Annotated in this window: 16 protein-coding genes; 2 read left to right on the forward strand and 14 right to left on the reverse strand. The window is 47.2% G+C overall.

All coding sequences use genetic code 11. The annotated features are described in order from the left end of the window. From STSP1_RS06990 to STSP1_RS07020, 6 genes are all read right to left on the reverse strand, one after another. Positions 1-519, reverse strand: coding sequence for a hypothetical protein (locus STSP1_RS06990; RefSeq protein ID WP_085755670.1), 519 nt, complete (start codon positions 517-519; stop codon positions 1-3). Between the two features lie 2 nt (positions 520-521). Then, positions 522-1,004 carry a type II secretion system protein gene (locus STSP1_RS06995; protein ID WP_085755671.1) on the reverse strand — a complete coding sequence of 161 codons (483 nt, stop codon included), beginning with the start codon at positions 1,002-1,004 and terminating at the stop codon, positions 522-524. A gap of 37 nt (positions 1,005-1,041) precedes the next feature. After that, complete coding sequence (locus tag STSP1_RS07000; RefSeq protein WP_085755672.1) at positions 1,042-1,779, reverse strand: RHS repeat-associated core domain-containing protein; 738 nt, start codon at positions 1,777-1,779, stop codon at positions 1,042-1,044. Positions 1,780-1,823: 44 nt separating this feature from the next. Continuing rightward, complete coding sequence (locus STSP1_RS07005; protein ID WP_085755673.1) at positions 1,824-2,174, reverse strand: hypothetical protein; 351 nt, start codon at positions 2,172-2,174, stop codon at positions 1,824-1,826. Positions 2,175-2,485: 311 nt separating this feature from the next. Continuing rightward, positions 2,486-5,719: a DUF7901 domain-containing protein gene (locus STSP1_RS07015; protein WP_085755675.1), complete on the reverse strand. Its 3,234-nt coding sequence runs from the start codon at positions 5,717-5,719 to the stop codon at positions 2,486-2,488. A 245-nt stretch (positions 5,720-5,964) separates the two neighbouring features. Then, positions 5,965-7,158 carry a potassium channel family protein gene (locus tag STSP1_RS07020; protein ID WP_161491660.1) on the reverse strand — a complete coding sequence of 398 codons (1,194 nt, stop codon included), beginning with the start codon at positions 7,156-7,158 and terminating at the stop codon, positions 5,965-5,967. Between the two features lie 101 nt (positions 7,159-7,259). On the opposite strand from STSP1_RS07020, the gene STSP1_RS07025 reads away from it, so the two are divergent. Both STSP1_RS07025 and STSP1_RS07030 read left to right on the forward strand, forming a co-directional pair. Further along, positions 7,260-8,483, forward strand: a complete 1,224-nt coding sequence (locus STSP1_RS07025) for an IS4 family transposase (protein WP_085754774.1) — start codon at positions 7,260-7,262, stop codon at positions 8,481-8,483. A gap of 320 nt (positions 8,484-8,803) precedes the next feature. Next, positions 8,804-9,412: a PEP-CTERM sorting domain-containing protein gene (locus tag STSP1_RS07030; RefSeq protein ID WP_085755677.1), complete on the forward strand. Its 609-nt coding sequence runs from the start codon at positions 8,804-8,806 to the stop codon at positions 9,410-9,412. A gap of 369 nt (positions 9,413-9,781) precedes the next feature. On the opposite strand, the gene STSP1_RS07035 is transcribed toward STSP1_RS07030, so the two are convergent. From STSP1_RS07035 to efp, 8 genes are all read right to left on the reverse strand, one after another. Beyond that, positions 9,782-10,399: a flavodoxin family protein gene (locus STSP1_RS07035; RefSeq protein WP_085755678.1), complete on the reverse strand. Its 618-nt coding sequence runs from the start codon at positions 10,397-10,399 to the stop codon at positions 9,782-9,784. A gap of 27 nt (positions 10,400-10,426) precedes the next feature. Then, on the reverse strand, positions 10,427-11,107 hold the full coding sequence (locus STSP1_RS07040) for an LOG family protein (protein WP_085755679.1): 681 nt from the start codon (positions 11,105-11,107) through the stop codon (positions 10,427-10,429). Beyond that, positions 11,100-12,863: a protein-disulfide reductase DsbD family protein gene (locus tag STSP1_RS07045; protein ID WP_161491661.1), complete on the reverse strand. Its 1,764-nt coding sequence runs from the start codon at positions 12,861-12,863 to the stop codon at positions 11,100-11,102. The genes STSP1_RS07040 and STSP1_RS07045 overlap by 8 nt, the downstream gene beginning before the upstream one ends. A gap of 42 nt (positions 12,864-12,905) precedes the next feature. Beyond that, complete coding sequence (gene ftsH / locus STSP1_RS07050; protein WP_085755681.1) at positions 12,906-15,050, reverse strand: ATP-dependent zinc metalloprotease FtsH; 2,145 nt, start codon at positions 15,048-15,050, stop codon at positions 12,906-12,908. 65 nt (positions 15,051-15,115) lie between these two features. Continuing rightward, positions 15,116-15,619, reverse strand: coding sequence for an LPS assembly lipoprotein LptE (lptE, locus tag STSP1_RS07055; RefSeq protein WP_085755682.1), 504 nt, complete (start codon positions 15,617-15,619; stop codon positions 15,116-15,118). A gap of 12 nt (positions 15,620-15,631) precedes the next feature. Beyond that, entirely contained in the window at positions 15,632-16,648 is a 1,017-nt protein-coding gene (bamD, locus tag STSP1_RS07060) for an outer membrane protein assembly factor BamD (RefSeq protein ID WP_085755683.1), read from the reverse strand. Positions 16,649-16,657: 9 nt separating this feature from the next. Beyond that, positions 16,658-20,128: a preprotein translocase subunit SecA gene (secA, locus tag STSP1_RS12685; RefSeq protein ID WP_085755684.1), complete on the reverse strand. Its 3,471-nt coding sequence runs from the start codon at positions 20,126-20,128 to the stop codon at positions 16,658-16,660. Between the two features lie 93 nt (positions 20,129-20,221). Continuing rightward, positions 20,222-20,782 carry an elongation factor P gene (gene efp, locus STSP1_RS07070; protein ID WP_085755685.1) on the reverse strand — a complete coding sequence of 187 codons (561 nt, stop codon included), beginning with the start codon at positions 20,780-20,782 and terminating at the stop codon, positions 20,222-20,224. Positions 20,783-21,339 lie beyond the last annotated feature (557 nt).

Genomic DNA, 21,339 nt, shown 5'->3' on the forward strand with positions numbered 1-21,339 from the left:
TTAAAATCTTAAATCTTTAGGCTGAATCGCTTTTGATTCTGTTTCTGATTTCAGCACACCTGAATCTTTGTCAAATTCGAAGTATTTACCTCCGACTGTAATAACCCAGCCCTTTGATTTCTTGTAATCTGCTTTTCCCCCTGCCTGATTTTTCTCGTCAGAGCCCTGATATAAAAGCACTGTATCTCTATCTTTTCTTTGTTTACCCATCAGATTTCTGTTTAGTGCAATATTAAAGCTTTCATTTTCCCCGAAAAGTAAGAAGTCTTCTTCCGACACAAAGTTGTATTCATTTATAATATCATCATACCAGCTTTTACTATCCGGATATTTTCCAAAAGAATTTTCATACTCGTTTAAGGCATAGGCCACTTTCAAATAGTTTCTTTTGTGCAGCAGTGCCCAATTTTCATAACCTTCAAAAAATATTCTAAGCTGAACTGCTGCGAAAACGACGCCAAAAAGCCAGCCTCCCAAAAGGAGAATAGTAATAGGGCCTACATTTTTTTTAGATCTCATCTTTACTCCTTTGCTCTGTTGTACATATCTTTGTTTTTGAAGAAAACGCCGGAGCTTGTAACAATCCATTTAATCTTAGGAGCTTTCATTTCGCTGAATTTTCGGCACATATTTTTCTTGTCTCCAGAGATCCCAAAAAGCAAAACCGAGCTTTCGTTTAGTGCATTATCAAATATATCTTCGTTCAGAGCTGCTGAGTAAATCCCGCCAGCAGTAAAGTCTTTGAAGTCTGAACTGTGAATATAAGGGAAATAGTTAATGAGCAAATCGACCCATTCATTCTTAGCTGGGTATTCGCCATTCAGATCCCTGTAATTATTCAAAGCAGCTCCAAGCTTGATGTAATTATTCTGTTGAAGCCTTTTGAGCTTATCATTGTTAAATGAAATCCCTTGCCTCAAAAAGATTATCGCAATCAATACAAAAGCCCAGAGGATAACAAAAAACATTTTGCTTATGGCATTGCCTTTTCGTATTTTTAACATGGGTAGTCTCCGCATAAAATTTATATCATGATTGCGGCTAATTAATTAGATCGTCCAAAGCCGTAAAAGTGTTTTTTATATCTCTATACCTTCTTTTAATGCCATCATATGCTCCGTTATTTATATCCCTAACGCTTTCTTCACAATCACCTGAAAAAACATTTGCTTTTTGAATACCATCTCCTTGGTAATTTTCGTAAAGATTACCAGCCATCCTCATAGCAAGATAACCTAATCCTGAACCATGATATCCCCCCATATATCCAGCAAAATAATTTGTAAATTCTGAAGCATTCATTTCCCCCCTGCCCGGAACTTCATAAGTATCTGGGCACTCCTTGCCAGCACCAAAATCCCATCCAGGATAGAACCCTGAAGGTATAAGATTAATTATTTTATTTAGATAGGGATGACTGTAGTTTTTGGTAGCTTTAGGAGGCATCGCATGTTTGAAGGGATTGTAAAAAGTTTGTCTTCCTCTCTTTAATATAATTTCCACTTCATTTTTACAATAATGTCTCTCTCCCCAAGGATCAACGAAGTTTATGGGATTATTTCCGCAATATGCGTAGAGGTTCATTGAGTCGATATAGCCAAGGGGGTCGCGGGAGTGGAAAACTCCGAGCTTGGGATTGTAGTATCTGGCGCGGTAATAGTACAGGCCGGACTCGCTGTCATACCGCCGGCCGGTAAACATATACGGATTCCCGACAGCGCTTTCATCCACCTTCTGGCAGTTCGGGGCTATACTGTCAATATGATCAACGCTAAACATTGTTTTTGATATTTCTCAAAAAATTGATCTTAAAAGTAATCTGCCTATCTATACTCAACGTCAATAACATAACTATCTGCCAATTTCATTTCAAAAACCAATGGAATTCCAGTTATAATCCTTAGATCATTTCCCTTTATGATTATTTTATTGATATCATAAGTGCCTACCTTTTCACTGTCATTAAGTGTATAATCAAAAACCGGACTTACACTTATATTAAATAAAGGAGTAAATTTTTTATTAAATATGTTTGATTTCACGAATTTACCTACGATAAAAATAATTTTCGCTTTTTGTTGATTGTATTCGATAGTAGAAATATCAATCCAGAGATCGTGAAGTAGATCTATGAGTTCATCGATAGTAGATATGTGATTGTTAATTCTAATCATGCCAAAAGGCCTTTATATTGACGTTTCAATCTCCATAAGAGCTATTCTTATCGTAAACGAAGGGAAAGCAAGAAAAATTTCCAGATTCCCCAAAATTCCCCAAAACCGCCAATTTGGTGAAATGCGGGTGATAGAATTTACAGAAATGAATGATGGTAGAGGTCTTAGCTATAATCAGCCGGCTGCGCAGATTCAACCTACACAATGAAAAGTACACTTTACTCACATTGGCCGAGTTTGCATATTCTGTATGCAATTCGTATTATAAACGGGACTGCCCTTTGCAGACAGTCCCGTTTTTTACGCCTTTATTATCGCTGCTGTGCCAACGTGCATTCGAGCCAGTTGGAAGCAAGCATCTTGAGGTCTAAGAGATTCACGCAGCAGTCTTCGTTGAGGTCGCCTTCAAGATAAACCGTGCAGTCCGGAGCCTGAGGCATCTGGCTTGCCGGGGTAATATCGCTTGCCGGGTATGGCAGCCTGCCGTCCCAGTTGAGTGATATATCCGCCGGCTCGCCGGAGCTGAGCGATACCTGCTGAGGTGAAACTGTCAGCCAGTCGCTGAACTCCCAGAGCCTCTCTTTGCCTGGCCTGCCGTAGCTGTGGCCGAAACGGAAATTCGCCGCTGTTACAGTGCTTCCGCCGGAACCGCAGCTCGGGCATACATCATCGATAAACAGCTCCTGACCGCCTATCTTGAACTGATTGACAGTACCCTGAATCTGCAAAGTCCCCTTATCGTTGCCGTAGCCGTTTGTTACGCTGATGCTGCAGCCTCCTATGGTGTAGCCGTTGATGTCTGCAAAGTTGTCGAAATTCGAGAAAACTCCGTTCACCTCAAGGTTTATATTACCTCCGTATTCGCCGAAAAGCAGGCTCAGGCACTCTACAGGATAGTTGAAGGTGAATTCTGCGTTAATATTATCCAGCTCGAGTTCACTGCCGGAGCCGCCTGCCTGTCCTGAGGTATCAACTGTTCCTGTGCCGCTTGTTGTGCTGCCGCTGGGAAGCCAGAAGAATTTTTTGAAATCAACATCATAGCCCTGAGTGTTGAAAGAACCGCCTACAGAATATGAGCTCGGGGATTTAACGTCTTCGAAATCAGCGCATGGAGCAGAAGAACCACCCGGCCCGCCTTGGATTGTGAAGGTATGTGTCTCGGGGTCTTGGGTGTATGGATACTGATGCACGAAACGATACTGCCCGAGAAGCCCATCATCGCCGAACAAATCAAATGAACCCAGAACATACCCGCCTGAAATATCCGGTATGTCTGTGTTGTCCAGGTCTTCTGTAACGATATTCCAGCCGAATTCAGGCATAAACACGCCCTGGCTGGTCTGTGGAGTTACAACACCGAAAGCCATATCCACAGGCTGAGAAACAAGCTCGTGGCCATCTGGATAGACCAGCGGCTCCCAGTCTTTGGCCATTGAATAGGCCTCAATTGATGTGATTTGTATATCTCCGTCGTAGTCTGGGTATGTATCCCTGATCTTTATTTCAATCTCACCGTCTGCGGTATCGCCGGCCATTCCGCTCAGCACCATTTCCTGCCAGAGGCAGCCGTCTGATACTATATTGCCCTTGTAGTCTCCATCTACCATAAGCTCTGCGCCAATCACACCTGCTACAGCTCCTGCCCAAGGAATCTTGTATCTGAGCTTAACCTGATCAGAGTTCGGATTTACGTTCATAATAAGGAAAACAGATGAGCCGCTGTCGCCGTTGCCGATTCTCAGAGCCTGATCGCCTGAGCAGTCGTATGCACCTTGAGAAATAGAGCCGTTTTCCTGATATGAATGGCTTGAACGGTCTTCCCAGAAATCAAATTCGTCTGTTTTAACCAGCGTATCCTTCCATGCAACAGCCTTGTCGTTCCAGCCGTTTTCGAGACTGGTGGTTTTCCAGCCGAATTTTGCATAGCTGTAGCCGTCTATATCAGCCGAAACGCCGAGCCAGTAAACTTCAGGATTATCTCGGGAACCCTGCTGCTCAAAGGCCTGAGATTCGGGTATATCAATTTCATACTGCCATATCCTGTTGTCCCAGCTAAGAGAGGAATTCGTGAACGGATCCCAGAAATATTCCTCCTGTACAATGCTGTACTGGCTTGCTGAAAAATCAGAGAAATCCCCTTCCCAAAGCAGCTCAAGCGGCTTTGAAGCCTCGTTATCAGGGTCGTCATCGGGGTTTTTCGGGTCATCGCCCACTGGATCATCGCTGTAGATCTTGAGATGCAGTTTCTGCACGTTCCCTGGAGGGTCGCCTTCTGCATAATCCTGATCCCATGAACCCCAGAGATAGATCTTGGTGATCGGCCCTTCCTGAGTGCATTCAAAGTCATCTGCCAAAAGCCTTGGGATATCGTCGTAGGTGTCGCATCTTATATCTGTGCCGAGCGAAGAGTCGTATGGCGGCTGGAGGTATTTTGTCTCCTGCCCGCCCGGGTATGTGAAGTAAACATCGTCATACCAAACACCGTTCCAGCCCTGAAGCACGAATTCTGTGGTTATCGTTACGTCGTTGCAGTATGGCACGGGATTGTCGGAGAGATCCCAGTCTGCGGTAATATCGGATCTTGTGAGGCTCGGAACGTGAGTATTGCTTTCTGTGATTTCCGGAGAGTTGGATGTCTGCCAGTCTATATCTGTATTGTAGCCGAGGATGTCGTAGTCTGTCCATGCTGTGTAATGCAGATCGGTTGCTGATTCAAGCTCGTCCTGATGGATCTTATAAGAGCCCACAACAAGCTGTGTCGGCCCGTCTCCCGGGTCAACAGGGTTGTCTGTTGGTGTAAGAGTGGCGATGTGTTTAATAAACCAGTGGTTGGCTGAGAAATTGAAATACCAGCCGTTGCCTTCATCATAGCCTCCCGGATTGGGGTTTGTGTAGTCGTCGTAGGTGTAGCTCTGGAAGTCTGTTCCGCCGGTATCGCGGTCTGAATCGGCCACAATAACCTCATCCGGATTGCTTCCGAGCTGGGCAGAGGAGCCGTCATCGCCCCATGCAGCTATTGCGTGCCCGCCGCTGGGACTTCCTCCCGGGGAAGTTCGCGGCCTGCTGATGCTCAAACCCACCTGCTTATAATCCCGAAGCATATTCCCTATATCCTTCGCTCCGTCAGCATTAGACCACGGAACCTTACTTTTATTCCCGTACACGTTCACAACGTTATAGGGATTGGAAGGCCACACGTTATGAGACGAGCTCAGCCACCAAGTTAGGGCTGTATCAATCCAGCCGCCGTCTTGGGTGCCATGCGTGTTTGACGGGTCTATGGTCGCCTGCCAGTTGAGCATATCGATATAGATATCTTCTGCCCGTTCCTGAATTGTCGCTCCGCTGCCGTAGCCTGCTCCTGCGAGAAGATTCGAGGCCGAGGCCATCCAGCAGCTGTTGTCTGTCGGGGGCGTGCCTGTATCAATACCTTCATTGCCCGAGATAAATTCTTTGTCAACATCGCTTGCCGGATCCCTTTGCCAGTCTGCAAAGACACTGGCGGCTAAAACTGTAATAATAATTGTGAAAATTAATTTCTTCATAATAAAACTCCTGCAAAAAAAAATTGAAATATTTCCCCTGCCTCTCGGCAGATTACGCGCATACCAGAAAGCTGATAACCCCAGAATTTCATTCGAGGTGAATCAAAGAAGTGGAACTGATACATCCTGCTCAACTCCAAGGTATAAGGATGAGGCTACCATTTTAAAAACGCATTTTCAAGTTAAATAGCTTAAAGAGGCGGATAAGAGGGAGAAAAAATAAGAAAACCGTAAATATACTTATTTCATCCGCGGGAGAAGCGTTTGGCAAGGCATACAACGAAAAGTGAAATCAAAAACGTTCCGCTGATCGCCTCGAACATCGCAACCGCCCTTGTGAAGGTGTGCGTTGCGTTTGGGTACACATCTCCGAAGCCCAGCGTGGTGAAAGTGATAACGCTGAAGTACATACTCTCGAAAAACGTACTTCCGTTCGGGGAATGGGGACACTCCAAATCACCCACGCTGAAATACAGCAGCCCGCAGGTTATGATAACAGTTAAGGCAGCGTAAATCACCCTGACGGGCTTTTCTCCATAGCCGAAGAGCAGATCGCCGAGCAGGAATTCCGGCAGAAGCTTTATCCCCTTTGCAAGCTTTGCGATTTTCTGTTTCTTATCGAGCTTAGCGAAATTTTTGCCGTAGAACCTGCCCCGCATATTGCATTTTCGTTCTTCGTAGAAACAGTCGCCGGCGAGTTTGTAGTAGCCGGCTTCGGTAGCCGCCTGCTTTACGTAGCGCCAGAATGTTTCTCCGTCGCCGGAGCATCTCCTTGCGAAGGTGATATCGTAATGGGTCGGCAGTGATTTGCCGGTGGAATAAACGCCGCTGAAATCCGCAGCGCTCATGAACAGTGATTCCTTGAAGTTCCCGCCTTTGCTGAGAAGGGTGTTGATAAATCTTGCGTCTTGAGCAAATCGGGCACGGTTGAAAAGAGCATAGCCGTGGAATTCTACTGTCCTGAACATCGCCTGAGCCCCGAATTTGCAGTCTGTAAAGGCGGCAACGCTGTAAAACTTGCAGCCGTCGAAGCCCGCCCTGCCGTGAAAGGTGCTGTCTGCGAAGCGGGTCTGCTCTTTGAAAACGGACATATTGAAAACCGCATCCTGCTTGAATACAACCCGCAGCAGCCCCTCATCATCCCATTCTGGCGCGAAAAATACGTTACCCTCGAACGTGCATTCATTCATAATGATCTTCTGGGGGAATGTGATTATTCTGCACTGCTCTTGTGCAGAGGTTTGGAGGTTTGATGTGTCGAATTTCTCCTCCTTCTCGAAGAAACGGTCAACCTCCAGATCGCCTGAAACCGTACACCTGAGAAGACTGATATCCTGCCCGTCCGCAAGGGCCTGCAAAACCTGCGAAGCGGTTAGCCGCTGATGTTCTCTTCTGAATTCCATAAGCGTATTTGAATGGAATTTAACAAAAAATTCCACAGCCATCCCATAGAAGAACAAAATATAAGATGTTTCTTTGAAAATAGCGGGGTATGAGTTACACTAATTTCAACAAACTAACCAAAAATTAGGAGTAACTCATGACACCCGCTAAGCATCAATATACAGTTCTCAAGCAGATATGCCAATATATTCCTGCTTATCTTGTTTCAAAATTATCCCGGTTTTACGGTATTGACAAGCAATCACGAACATTTTCGTGCTGGTCTCACATTGTATCTATGCTTCATGTCCAGATTGCTCACAGCCTCTCGCTGAACGACGTTGCCGACACATTGCGTAATCATTCCGGAGCTTTGATTCCTATTCGCCGTGCAACCCCACCAAGCAGGAATGGGCTTTCTCATGCAAACAGGGTTCGAGATCCTCGTATGGCAGAGACTCTCTTCTGGGAGGTGCTGTCCCATATCCAAGCCCAGCATCCTAATTTTGGCAGAGGTCATAAATACTCCGGCCTTCCAAGGCGTTTTAAGAGAGCAATATATGCGGTTGATTCAACAACGATTCAGCTTGTAGCCAACTGTATTGACTGGGCTAAACATCGCAGACGCAAAGCCGCTGCAAAGTGCCACATGCAGCTTAATCTCCAGACATTCCTGCCTCAATTTGCTATTGTAAAAGAAGCCTCAACCCATGATTCGACAGAGGCTTATCAGCTCTGTCAGAACCTTAAAAGCGGCGAAATAGCGGTTTTTGACAAGGCTTACGTGGATTTTAAGCATCTGGCTGATCTTGACAGGCGAGAATTATTCTGGGTTACCAGAGCCAAAGACAATATGAAATATCGTTTTGTTAAACAGAATACAGAACCAAAAGGTGATATCCAATACGATGCATTAATTGAACTTGAAATGCCGAAAAGCTATGAGGCCTACCCGAAGCAGCTCCGTTTGGTTAAGGCTTATGTGGAAGTTAACGGCGAGAAAAAGCTTATGAAATTTATCACTAACAATACTCAGTGGGCGCCGAGCAGTATCTGCGGCCTATATAAATGCCGATGGGGCATAGAGGTGTTTTTCAAGCAAATAAAGCAGACTTTGCAGCTAAGCGATTTCCTAGGGCATAGCCAAGAAGCGATTCTATGGCAAGTATGGACGGCAATGCTTGCTTATATTTTAATACGGTATATAGGTTTCCTCGGCAAATGGAAAGGAACATTCAGTCGATTGTTTACTTTGCTGAGGGGTGTATTATTCAGCCGGCTGGATGTTTTTAGCGTTATGGCTGCCTGTGGGACAGCACGTGGTTCACCGCGTATGGTTGCAAGCCCTCAGCAGGCTTATTTGCCAGGTTTTAATATGTAGCAAGATTTTACGCAAAGAAAGAGGTGAAAAAAGAGTGGGCAGTATTGAGCAAAAAACTGACAATTGAACAATAGCCAAAAAAATGCAAACTGGGGTGATTGAAATCCTTCAGGAAAAGGGCGTTTTAATACAATAAACAAGCCCTCAACGATAAATCTATGGACCTATGGGATGGCTGTGAAAAAATTCAACAAAATATTTTTTCAAATCCGTTACAAAATCCTGAAATCAAATTTTTTTGGGAAAATAGTTTGATTATGAAAAATTACTATGTTAGTATGTTATTCAAATGAAAATTAATATATTGAAAGGTGTTTGATATGGTTAAAAAGCTTAGTATATTCTGGATTATATCAGCGGTTTTCTGTTTATCGGCAAACAATGCTTCAGCAGATTATATCAGCATTGAAATCTACGAGCAGGAAAACGATGTAATAGTTTCTCACAGCGGCAGCCTCAATATCTCACAATTCAAAGCTGAGGGAGGCTCTTACGCTGAATACACCATCGAGGTCCCTTATAACAGCGGCGTGATACCTTCAGACGGGTATCTTACTAATTTCAGCGAGCCGTCTGTGGGAGATACTCAAGCCAGAATTATTTTGGAGTCTGTTCCTTCATTTGGGGACGGCGATCCTGTTGGTGCTGACAGCGCAACCGGGGATTATTTGCATTTAGAAGGCGGAAGCTTAAATAGATTGTATTTTCTGCCTGAAGATGTCGATGAGAACAACATCTTGACAGTAAGCGGCTCAATGACCTTCCAAAACAGCACAATAAACTCGCTCGGAATGGATATGGGTACATACACAATTACAGATTCCAATTTCGCCCAAGGTGAAAAGATCGAAATGACAATAACCCCCGAGCCGGCAACAATCGCCCTTCTTGGAATCGGCGGGTTTGCATTGAGAAGAAAACACTCATAAGCCGCTCATCTTTGCTGATTTTGCTTTGCCCAAATCTATCCGCGTGTTCCAGTGCAGCTCGGTTTTAAATTACGTTGCTATAAATCATCTCGAAGAACTTGCGGCAAACACAGCAGAGCAAAGACACCCGCGGACAGGCGCAGGATCTTGCCTCTATAATCCTTGTTAGGAGATATAGGACAAACAGGAAAGACAGTACGGAGCGGCAGGCCAGCAAAGCCTTCCTCTCTGTCCTGTAAATCCGGTCTGAAAGCACAAAAATCTAAGATCCTTTGCGGGCTTCCCGCCTGCGCCAGACTGACTCAGTGGCAAAAGATTAGATTAAATCAGCGTTTTTTTGGATTAGGCTTGGCCAGTTGCCGAAGTTTATTATTTGAGCGAGTCGGCGAGTTTAAGGCCGAGCTTGCGGGCATTATCCAAAACCTCCGGGCAGTCTTTGGCTTTGCCCCTTTCAAACAATCCGAAAACAGCAAGCTCATCCACAAATTCATAACCCAGCGCCTCAAGCGGGAGTTTCATAGAAGGTATGGTAAAGCCCATATCCTCCTCATTCATCTGCTCAGCTATCCCCACAACAGCAGCTTTCCTGCTCTGCCCGCTGAGCTGGCTGCTCCAGCCGCGAGGAACGGTGTTCTCAAAATTGTAGAAGCAGTAGAGCCGGTCTATAAAGGCCTTCATCATCGCTGTTACGTTGTAGTTATGTGTTGGGGAAATCAAGACTAAGCCCTGAGATTCGATTAAAGAGGGGTAAAGCTCGGTTAGATCGTCTATGAGGCCTGTGCAGATCTTATCCTTCCTGCACCTCTCGCAGCCAATGCATGCCTTGAAATCCAAATCTCTGAGCTGAACCTGTCTGCACGAAATCCCTGTTTCCCTGATCCCTGCATCAATGCCTTCCAGAACTGCATCGGAATTGCCGTTCACTCTCGGACTCGCAGAAACTGCTGTGATCTGCTGTTTGGGCGGGTTTTGCCTGAAGTTTTCCATCTTGGGCTTTTCAAATGACTTTGATAATTATTTAATCGGCTGAAGCGGGCCGGTTCCGTGCCTTCTGTGGAATTTCAGGAGGATGTCCAGAGTTTCCTGCGGGTCGTCGGTGATGTCTATGAAGTCTATATCTTCAGGCGTTATAAATTCGTGAGCCTTGCACATTTTCTCTACCATCCAATCGAGCATATCCTGCCAGAAATCTCTGCCCATCAGCACAACGGGGAAGTATGCCTGTTTGTATGTCTGGATAAGCACGAGAGATTCGAACACCTCGTCCATTGTGCCGAATCCGCCCGGGAACACAACAAACCCGTTGGCGTATTTGAGGAACATAACCTTCCTGCAGAAAAAATAGCGAAAACTCAAACACTTCGAGAGATAATCATTCGGCTTCTGCTCGTGCGGAAGCTCAATATTGAGGCCTATTGTTTCGCCTCCTGCCTCGAAGGCCCCCTTGTTAGCGGCTTCCATAATCCCGCCTCCTCCGCCTGTGATTACAGTGAATCCGGCCTTTGCAAGCATGGCTGAGGTCTGCTCTGCGAGACTGTAGTATTCATTGCCCGCATCGGCTCTTGCCGAGCCGAAAACAGAAACTGCCGGCCCGATTTTGCTCATCTCCTCAAAGCCCTCAACGAATTCCGCCATAATACGGAACACGCGCCAAGTTTCTTCGTTCAAGATTTGGCTGTTTCTGCTGTTATCCATCTTGCTTCACGCTGAAATTATCCAACACTTCCAGCAGCTCCTTCTTACTATAAATTCCTCTAAGTTTTGTTCTTTCTCCCTCCGGGGATATAATCACCGTGAGCGGCACGTTCCCCGATTCTCCAAACTCCTCTTTCAGGGCAGTTGTGGCGGGATTTGAGCTGAGCGTTGTATCAGCCAGCACTGTAAACACGTTCTTTTCTTCCAGAGCAGATGCGATTTTCTCATCCTGAAAGACCTGACTGTCGAGAATATGGCAGTTCGTACACCAGTCTGCTGTGAATTTTATAAGCACCGGCCTTTCCTGCTCGGTCTGCTGCTGTATCTGAGGTGTGCTGTATGGCTGCCAGTTTATAAGCTTATCGCCAGAGGAGAATATTACAAATGCAGGCAGAACAGCAATAACAACCGCTAATGCCCGCACAATCATCTTCTTTCGTTTCGGGGTGGTGAAGTTTACCCAGCTTCCGAACATCCAAACCGCAAAGCTCAGTATAACTGCGTAAGTAAGCGCTTTGGAAAGCATCTCCGCATTGAGCGATGCGAGCAGTTTCACCGCGATAAAAAGCAGCAGAAATCCCATTGCGTTTCTGAATTTCTCCATCCACGCCCCGGGCTTGGGAAGCTTTTCAAGAAGCGCCGGGAAGTTTACAAGCAGGAAGTATGGTATTGCCATACCCACGCCGAGAAGCAGGATTATCACCGTGCTGACTGCAAGGGACTGCGTTTGCGCCCAGAGGAAAACCGCTGCGAGAATCGCTCCGCTGCAGGGCGTGCTGAGAAGGGCGGCGAAAAATCCCATTACGGTAGTGCCGGCGAGGTCTCCGCCGGAGCTTTTCTGCCCGCCGCCTGAGATCGAAGCGGGAACAGCAAAAGAAAGCACATCAAACATAAATAATGCAAAAACTATCAGCAGCATACCGGTTGTTACCAGCACGGGCGGGTAGCGAAGATGCTCAGACCAATTCAGGGCATTGCCTGTTGTGAGCTTGATAACTATTCCTGCAGCAGCGAAAATCGCAAAGAATGATATGATACCCAGAGAATATGCGAGCCCCTGTTCGAAGAGTTTCTTTCTGCCGTGGCCTGCGAAGTTCACAAGCCTCTGCACCGCAATCGGGAGAACCGGCCAAACGCACGGCATAACATTAAAGCTCAGCCCCGCTGCGAGAGCCAAAAGGCAATACAGCAGAAATTCGCCAAGCTCAAACGGCTCAGCTTCCTGCGGATCTTCTGCCGGCGGGGTTTCAGTTTGCTTTGAGCCCTCTTCTGCTGCAAAGGCGATATCAAGGGTTTGGATATTATCCGAAGGCTCTGCTGTAAGCGACTTCTCGAATGGAGGCAGGCAGGTGTCTCCTGCGCAGCCGATCCCTTCAATAATCACATCAGCCCCGCTCTTTTCGGCCTCCTGCTTAACGGGAATATAAACTGAAAAATCGCCCTCATAAACCTCATAGCTCTTGCCCTGCTTATCAACATACAGGCTCGTTTCAGGATAAACAGCGCTGCCTGCTGAGAGGTCAGGGTCTGCAAGGCTCACCGAAAGAACTCGCCCGCCCGGGGCAGTGCTTTGGTCTGCGTAGTAATGAATTACCTCACTGCCTGTAAAATCAACCTCAACAGCGAGCCTATTCTTAGAGCCTCTTACGAGCCCTGCTTCGGCTGCGCTGGTGTAGTCCTGATAGCTGATTATCTCCACCTTTTGAGCAATTGCGCCGCTAAGGAGCAAGAGCAAAACAGCAAAATATCTTTTCATTTCCCCGCCTCGCGTATTTCTATGCATTGTTTTGTCTAAGAACTAATCTTTCCTGTCCTCGTTATCGCTGCTGTCATGAGAGTCTTTGTCATCATCGTTGTCTTCAAATTCTTCATCTTCATCGAGGTCCCAGTAGAGATCGTCGTCTTCCTCTTCCTCATCTTCGATATCAGTATCGTAGAAGTCATCTTCTTTGAGAGATTCTTCATCGTCGTCATCAAAGAGGGTTCTCAGCTCAGAAGATTTATTCTTCTCCGCCTCTACCAAATCAGAAACTGTAGGTCTGGTAAGTTCACCTCCGTCAAGGATGGTTTTAACCTCATCAGCATCAAGCGTTTCATATTTCAGAAGCGCCTTAGCAATCCCTTCAACCTTGTCCTTATTTTCTTCAATAAGTTTATAGGCCTCATTATAGCAGCTGTCTATAATCCTCTTCACTTCAGCATCAATCACCTCGGATGTTTTCTCCGAGCAGTCGAGCTTTCTCCCGCCGAACATCATCTTCTGGTCGTTATCGCCGCTGAAATTAACCATACCAATCTTATCGCTCATCCCCCAGTCGGTTACCATATGCTGAACCAGCATGGTCGCCTGTTTGATGTCGTTCTGAGCCCCGCTTGTTACATCATCAAAGAATATGTCCTCAGCAATCCTGCCTCCGAAGCACACCTTGATAAATGCGTAGCAGTATTTCGAAGAGAACGTCATCCGCTCCTTCTCAGGCAGCGAGAACGTAGCCCCGCCGTAGGGGCCTCTGGGTATAATGCTCACCTTGTGAAGCGGGTCTGCATCTTCGAGCACGCTTTGAATGAGCGTATGTCCAGCCTCGTGATAGGCCGTGAGCTCTTTTTCCTTTTTGTCTATTACACGGCTTCTCTTCGCCCTTCCCCATCGCACCTTATCACGGGCTTCTTCAAGGTCGTCCTGCTCCACATAGTTCTTGTTTGCCATGGTGGCGCCGATAGCGGCCTCATTTATAAGGGCCTCAAGCTCAGCTCCGCTGAACATTGGCGTGCCTCTTGCGATCACCTCGAGATTGACCTTCTGGCTCATCTTGATTTTCTTTGAATGCACCTTCAGTATCTCAAGCCTTCCCTTGATATCCGGGAAAGGCACATAAATCTGCCTGTCGAATCTTCCCGGCCTTATCAGAGCATGATCGAGCACGTCAACCCTGTTGGTAGCAGCTATCACAATAACCTGATCGGTGGATTCGAAGCCGTCCATCTCCACGAGAATTGCGTTGAGAGTCTGCTCCCGTTCGTCGTGCCCGCCGCTTGCAACGCCCGGGCCTCTTTTCTTCCCGATTGCATCAATCTCATCGAGAAAAATAATGCACGGGGCATTCTCTTTAGACTGCTTGAAAAGATCGCGCACCCTGCTTGCACCTACGCCGACGAACATCTCCACGAAATCCGATCCGCTGATGCTGTAGAAGGGCACATCCGCCTCGCCTGCTATAGACTTTGCCAAAAGCGTTTTTCCGCACCCGGGAGGGCCTTCCAGAAGAATACCGCGGGGTATCCTTCCGCCAATCTTCATAAACCTCTTCGGATTTTTGAGAAACTCAATCGTCTCGGCTACCTCGTCTTTGGCCTCATCAATACCCGCAACATCCTTGAACGTTACCTTTTTCTGCTCATCTCCCATGAGCCTTGCCTTGCTTCTGCCGAAGTTCATCAGCATACCGCCGGCGCCGCTCTTCATATTCCTTGCGAAGATGAAGTAGAAAAGGGCGATTATAATCAGGAACGGTGCTACCTGTATCAGGAAGGTTACCCAGAATCCGTCTGCAACGAATTTGTAGTCAACCTGTTTCTCTGCAAGCAGGTCTTTAGTTCCCTCGAGGATTTCCGGAGAATACTGCGTTTTGAAGCGGTTTGCAGCGTTCGGGTTTTCTCTTTTCCTCGCCTGCACGCCCGCATCGGTAAGCTCGCCTTCAATCGTTACAGAGCCTGTGCCGATTTCAACATTTCGCACATACCCCTGCTCCACAAGCCTTTCAAACTCGCTGTATTTTATTGAGTCTGTGGGGGTGAGCTTGCCGAAAGAGCTTATTATCAAAAGCATCACCGAAATAATAAAAAGCCAACCCATCGGGTTAGGCTTTTTGAACTTCCCGCCGCCCGGAACCTTTGGAATACTGTTTTTCTGTTTATCGTTATTGCTGTTATTATCTTCTGCCATAAATAGCTAATCCTTTATGTATATTTTTAACCAGCTGAGCGAAAGCCCCGGCAGTTATAGAGCTTTTACCATTCCAACTGCATAGCTTCTACTATTTTCTCGGCGGCCTTGTTCACTGCCGCCTTCCCTGCCAGTTCCACGTCCTGCCCGTCTGCATAAGTACCGGCAGCCTTAATCCTCTTGTTATTTGCGTACAACTTCCCTGTTACCAGATTCTTCCACGTAAACACCGCATTCACGCCAATCTCTCTTTGAATCGGGAGTCCTGTTTCGCTGTCTGTATTCAAAACCGTCTGGGAGATTGATTCTATCTCTCCGTAAATCAGGCTGTCTGCCCGGGAACGGTCTGAAACGATCTTGTACGGGGTTTGCGCCTCAATCTGTTTGCAGAGGGCTTCGGTGAGCTCGAATTCGTATCCCCTGCGGAAGCTCTTGCTCTCAAACATCTCCACGCATACAGTCTGCACCTTTTCAGGATAAGGGAATCCCTGCGTGTATCCCGAGCAGCCCGAGATATACAGAATGCCGGCAGCAAGGGTGAGCAGTGTGAAAAATTTAACAGATCTCATTTTATAGCCCTCTTATTTGACATCAAAATCAAAGAAATGAGCGAACCTCCAGAAGATATTCTTATCTACCGGCCTGATACGCGGTTTATCCTTCAGCTTTTCCAGCTCTTTTCTGCATTCTGCGGCAACCTTCTCCACCTCACCGGCATACTGTGAATCAGGCCAGTTTTCCTGAAAAGATTCAAGATAAACCATGGCCGTCTGATAGTCTTCCACGCGGTAGTAGTGCATTGCGATTCTGTATTCCTTGTATGCCTGCTGTTCTTGGGTGAGCTGTATTTTTTCTCTTATATCCCTGAGCTCTGCCTCTTCGGGATAGCGTTTTTTGAACTGTCCGTAGTATCCTTCTGCGCTTTTGAGAGATGAGCTGTCGTACTTCGGGCCGTTGTATGCCTGATGCATATTCTTGCCCATTTCGTAAAGCGATTTCAATCCTTCCTCGCCCGTGGGCCAGCGAGTGGCGATTTCCACCCAGATATTGTAAGCCTCGATATATTCTTCCCGCTTCTCGTAGCTCTCTGCGAGGGTGTAGAACGCTCTCTTAGCGATCGGCGCATTTCCCGCTCTATCGGCTATCGAACGCATAATCTCTTCGCCCTCATCATAAGCCTTGAGCTTGAATACCATCAAAAAGGTTTTTTTTCTGCCCGAGAGATACAGCTTTCCGCACTGATACAACCCCTCCAAAGCCGGCTGATAGAATTCGCTCATGGGGTAATTATCCAGCACTTCATAAAACTTCTCAGCGGCCTCTTCCACGTCTCTCTCGGCATATATCATCTCTGCTTCGGCAAACGCATCCCATGCCTTACCCGAGAGATCCGGGTTGGCGGCTTCAAACTCTTCGAGTTTTTCGCTGAGCCCGTCCTGATTTTGATTCTCCGCAAGACGGCAAATCTCTGCAAGGCTCAGCTGCACATCGCTTAGAGCCTCTTGGGCAGGCTGCCAGCCGGTGTCTTCAAGCACCAGCGTTTCTGCATGGGCAGATATCATAATCGATATTATCAATGCCGGAATAAATCTTCTCATTTAATGCTCCTATTTATTTTTCCCGCAGCATTTTTTGTATTTTTTCCCGCTCCCGCAGGGGCACGGATCGTTCCTGCCGACTTTCGGAGACTTATTTACAATCTGCTTTGGAGAAGCCTTTGGGGCCTGTCCGGCCTCCCTCTGCTTCTCGTTCTGCGCGAACTGATCGGCCTGCTGGTGAACCTCATTCTGCTGGCTTCCATATACGTTTTTCGTTTTAGCGTTCGCCTCAAGCCTGAGCTTGAACACCGTATCGGTTACGCGGTTTTCAATAGATTCCAGCATATCGCTGAACATCCGGTAGCCCTCGTGCTTGTATTCGATGCGCGGGTCTTTCTCTGCAAACCTTCTGAGCGAAACGCTTTCCTTGAGCCTGTCCATTGCGTAGAGGTGGTCTTTCCATGCCGCATCAAACACCTGAAGAAGTACGTATCTCTCGAGCCTGCTGAGCTCTCTGCGCATAAATTCATGCACCTGATTTTTGAGCTGCTCGGCATCCTTCGGGGCGTTTTCTGCCTCAAGATTGAAGCCGAACCTCTGAGCAGACCACTTTATCGCCTCTTCAGCTCCGAGGCTCTGTATCTTTTCTTCTACTTCAGCAAGCACTTTCTCCGGCGTGTTCTCATGAGCTATCGCCATGAGCTTTTCTTCCACCTGATGGAAGCTCATATCCTGCAGTTCGCTGGGGTTTAAGTCTGCATTGTACTTATGCTTTGCCCATTTGGCGAGGCTGTCGAACTGATAAACGTTCGCCGAATCGCCGGAATATGTCATACTGAGGGCATATTCCACCGGATACTCTATCTCGCGCTGATTATACTTCTCATAGACAAGGCTCAGCACATAATCTCGAACCTCTTCACTCTCTTTGCCCTTAATCCTTTCCGGATCAATCTTTATATCAAACCTCGCGGATACAGTATCGGTAAACACGCGTTCTGCGAAGCCGTCTTTTAGGAATTCGGCCAGCTTGCTGCAGTCTTTCTTGTTAAGCTGCCCTGACGCTGCTTCAACTGCTGTCTGCTCGATCTCATCCGCTTCCATCTTGCGCAGCTTGGAGAGGGGAACATTTGCGCTGTAGGTGCTCATAAGCCATTTGCTCAGCTTATCAAGCTTCCATGTGGATTTATCTGAAGAATCTTCGATATACTCGCCCATAGTTATTGAGATATCGTTCTCGATATTCTTTCTGGCCTTCTCTTTGGCGAGCTCTTCGATCTCTTCCGGCGTGGAATTGGCCTTAATCTGGCCGGGCTCAACATCCACACCCAGATTCACACGCAGCCATTCAACGATGCAGTTTTTCGGGTAGTCATCTGCGAGGATCGTATCGCAGGCATCTGCAACAACGTTCTCCATCATCTCCTCGATGATCTTGCGCAGCCCGATGCCCTTCAATACGTTCTTTCTTCTCGTGTAGAATTCACGCCTCTGGTAGTCCATCACTTCATCGTATTCCAGAAGCGATTTTCGTATCTCGTAGTTCTTTTCCTCTACCTTCTTCTGAGCCTTTTCGATCCCGTTGGTGATCCACTTGTGATATATCGGCTCTCCCTCTTCCCAGCCTGTTTTGGTGAGGGCTTTTATTGTCCAGTCGCCTGCGAAGACAGACAGCAGCTCATCATCAAACGAAAGGAAAAACTGGCTCGAACCGTTGTCTCCCTGCCTTCCGGCACGTCCGCGGAGCTGATTGTCGATTCGCCTTGATTCGTGGCGTTCAGTACCAACGATATGCAGGCCTCCGGCCTCTGCCACGCCTTCGCCCAGCTTGATGTCGGTACCGCGTCCTGCCATATTCGTGGCGATAGTAACATTTCCCCACATCTTCCCGTCGCGGCCTTTATGCTGATGGCCGGCCTTCTCCACAATTGAGGCCTCTCTGGCGTGCTGCTTTGCGTTGAGCACCTCATGCTCAACGCCGTATTTCCGCTTCAATGCGTTGGAAATCGCCTCTGATTTCTCAATGCTCACAGTTCCCACAAGGACAGGTCTGCCCTTTTCGCTCTCGCGTTTGATCTCTTCAACAATAGCGTTGAATTTCTCCGGCATAGTCTTGTATATAACATCGTCCCTGTCGTCTCGTATGCATGGCTCGTTTGTGGGTATCGATACCACATCCAGCCCGTATATCTCGAGAAACTCCTGCGCCTCGGTCATTGCAGTACCGGTCATACCGGCAAGCTTGTCGTATAGCTTGAAGAAATTCTGCAGGGTGATTGTGGCGAGAGTCTGGCTCTCTTCCTTTATCTTAACGCCTTCTTTTGCCTCAACGGCCTGATGGAGCCCGTCTGACCACTGCCTGCCGTGCATAAGACGGCCGGTAAATTCATCAACAATAACCACCTTCCCGTCCATAACCACGTAATCCTTCTCACGCTCAAAGCATACATGCGCCCTGAGCCCCTGTTCGAGAAGGTGAGGCCAGTCCATATTCGAGCCCACATAGAACGAACCCACATTCGCTATATCCTGCGCAGCCCCGATGCCTTCGTGAGTGAGGTGTACAGATTTTTTGTCGTATTCAACTTCGTAATACTGTGTATGCCTCTCAAGCTCCGCTTCCAGCTCCGCCTTTTTCTGCTCTGCGGCCTGAATATCTTTATCGGCCTTTTGCTTCTGCTCCTGCGAGGAAGACGAATCCGAAGAGATACCCTTTGCGTTTGCGATATCCTTCTCGAGCTTGTCTATCTGCGCCTGAATCTTGTTGTAGCCGCCCTGAAGCCTTATAAGCTCCCGTACCACCGAATCGGCCTTCTTGTATCTGGTAACATCGTCGTGCGCAGGCCCGCTGATAATCAGAGGCGTTCTCGCCTCGTCAATCAGGATCGAATCCACCTCATCAATCAGGGCGAAATCCAGCCTGCCCTGAACGAGCTGCTCTGCGCTGACTTTCATATTATCACGAAGATAATCAAAGCCGAATTCGTTGTTTGTTCCGTAGGTTATATTTTTGGAATACTGCTCTTTGCGTTCCGCTCCGCCCGGGTCCATATCGGCCTGAATAGCCCCTACAGTGAGCCCGAGAGATTCATATACCGGCCTCATCCATTCAGCATCACGCTTGGCGAGGTAGTCGTTTACCGTAATAATATGCACCTTACGCCCGGTAAGACACATCAGATAGCAGGCAAGCGTGGCAACGAGCGTTTTACCCTCACCCGTGGCCATCTCGGCAATCTTGCCGTCGAAAAGCACGTTCCCGCCAACAAGCTGCACATCATAATGCCGCAAATCGATTTTTCGCTTGGCAACCTCACGAACTACAGCAAACGCCTCTGGCAGAAGCTCTTCGGGGTCTGTCCCGCCGGCTATCGCCTCGCGGAACTCGCTGGTTTTATCTCGGAGCTGGTCATCAGACAGCTCAGCCATCTGCTGCTCATACTCACCCGCCTTCAGCGCAGTTTTCATGTAGTTTTTAACGACTCGCTCATTGCGGGAGCCGAAAAGATTTACAAGCATTTTTGAAAAGCGTGAAAACATTACTGCCTTTCTGTAATAAAATTATTCGCCGGTAACGGCCGGCAAATGCAGGCCGAATGCAGCATTCTGCGAAAACCAAGCTGGTTCAGCAGATCATTCCTTCACTCTGGTAACATACTCATTCGTGCGAGTGTCAACGCGAATCTTCTCGCCGTTTTTTACAAAAGGCGGAACCATAACGCTTATGCCGGTTTCTAGGGTTGCCGGCTTGTTCTGGTTGGTTGCTGTGGCCCCTTTGATGTATGGAGCGGTATCGGTTACCTCGAGGTCAACGGTGTTGGGAAGGTCTATCAGAACCGGCTTGTTCTGATACATACAAACCTGAAGCTCTTCGTTGCCTTTGAGGTATTTCGTGCCGTCGCCGAACTGATCATCATCAAGCGATATCTGCTCGAAGGTCTCTGTGTCCATCAAAACGTGCTCTGTGCCCGTGGAGTACAGATATTCGTACTTGCGTTTGTCTAAATACGCCTGCTCAATGTCCTCTTCCGCACGAAGACGAACCTCTCGAGTGCCCCCGTCGGTGAGGTTTTTGAGCTTTGTCTGATACACAGCGCCGCCCTTGCCGAGCTTCACATGCTGGTAATCGAGGATTATATAAAGCTCGCCGTCCATGGTTATGGACATACCTTTTTTCATATCAGATGCTTTCATACTGCTTTTGCCTGTTTAATTAGGGTTTTAAGTAAGATAAAAACAAAAATCAACGATTTTGCTAATCTCACGAGTATCTCTAACAGGCTGGAAAAGTCAAGTTTTTTGCCTGTTAAACAGAAAACCAACGCCATTTTATTTGCTTTCACGCAGAGCGAGAAGGGATAAAGCTAAAGGGCGTAAGAATACAGGGAATAGGCAGAGAGAATCTTTCAGCCGCTAATCGGCGCTGAGATTTATTAGCCGCTGAGCAGCACTAAGATACGCTAAGGTTTTTTAATGCGAGATATATTAGCCGCTAATCTCCGCTGATTTTTCTCTAATGATTTTGTAAGATACCTTTTTTTGACGGGATTAACAGGATAAATATCCTAAGATTTAAAGATAAAATTCACACATCCTCCGTGATCCTCCGTGTCCTCTGTGGTAAAAAAAACATTAACCACGGAGAGAAAAGATATATATTAACCACAGAGGCACACCGAGGGGCACAGAGGTTTTTTAAATAAATATATTAACATCCTCTCCGCTGTCTCCGCTCCCTCCGATGTTTAACT

Origin of the sequence: Sedimentisphaera salicampi (assembly GCF_002117005.1) — a bacterium.
GTDB lineage: Bacteria > Planctomycetota > Phycisphaerae > Sedimentisphaerales > Sedimentisphaeraceae > Sedimentisphaera > Sedimentisphaera salicampi.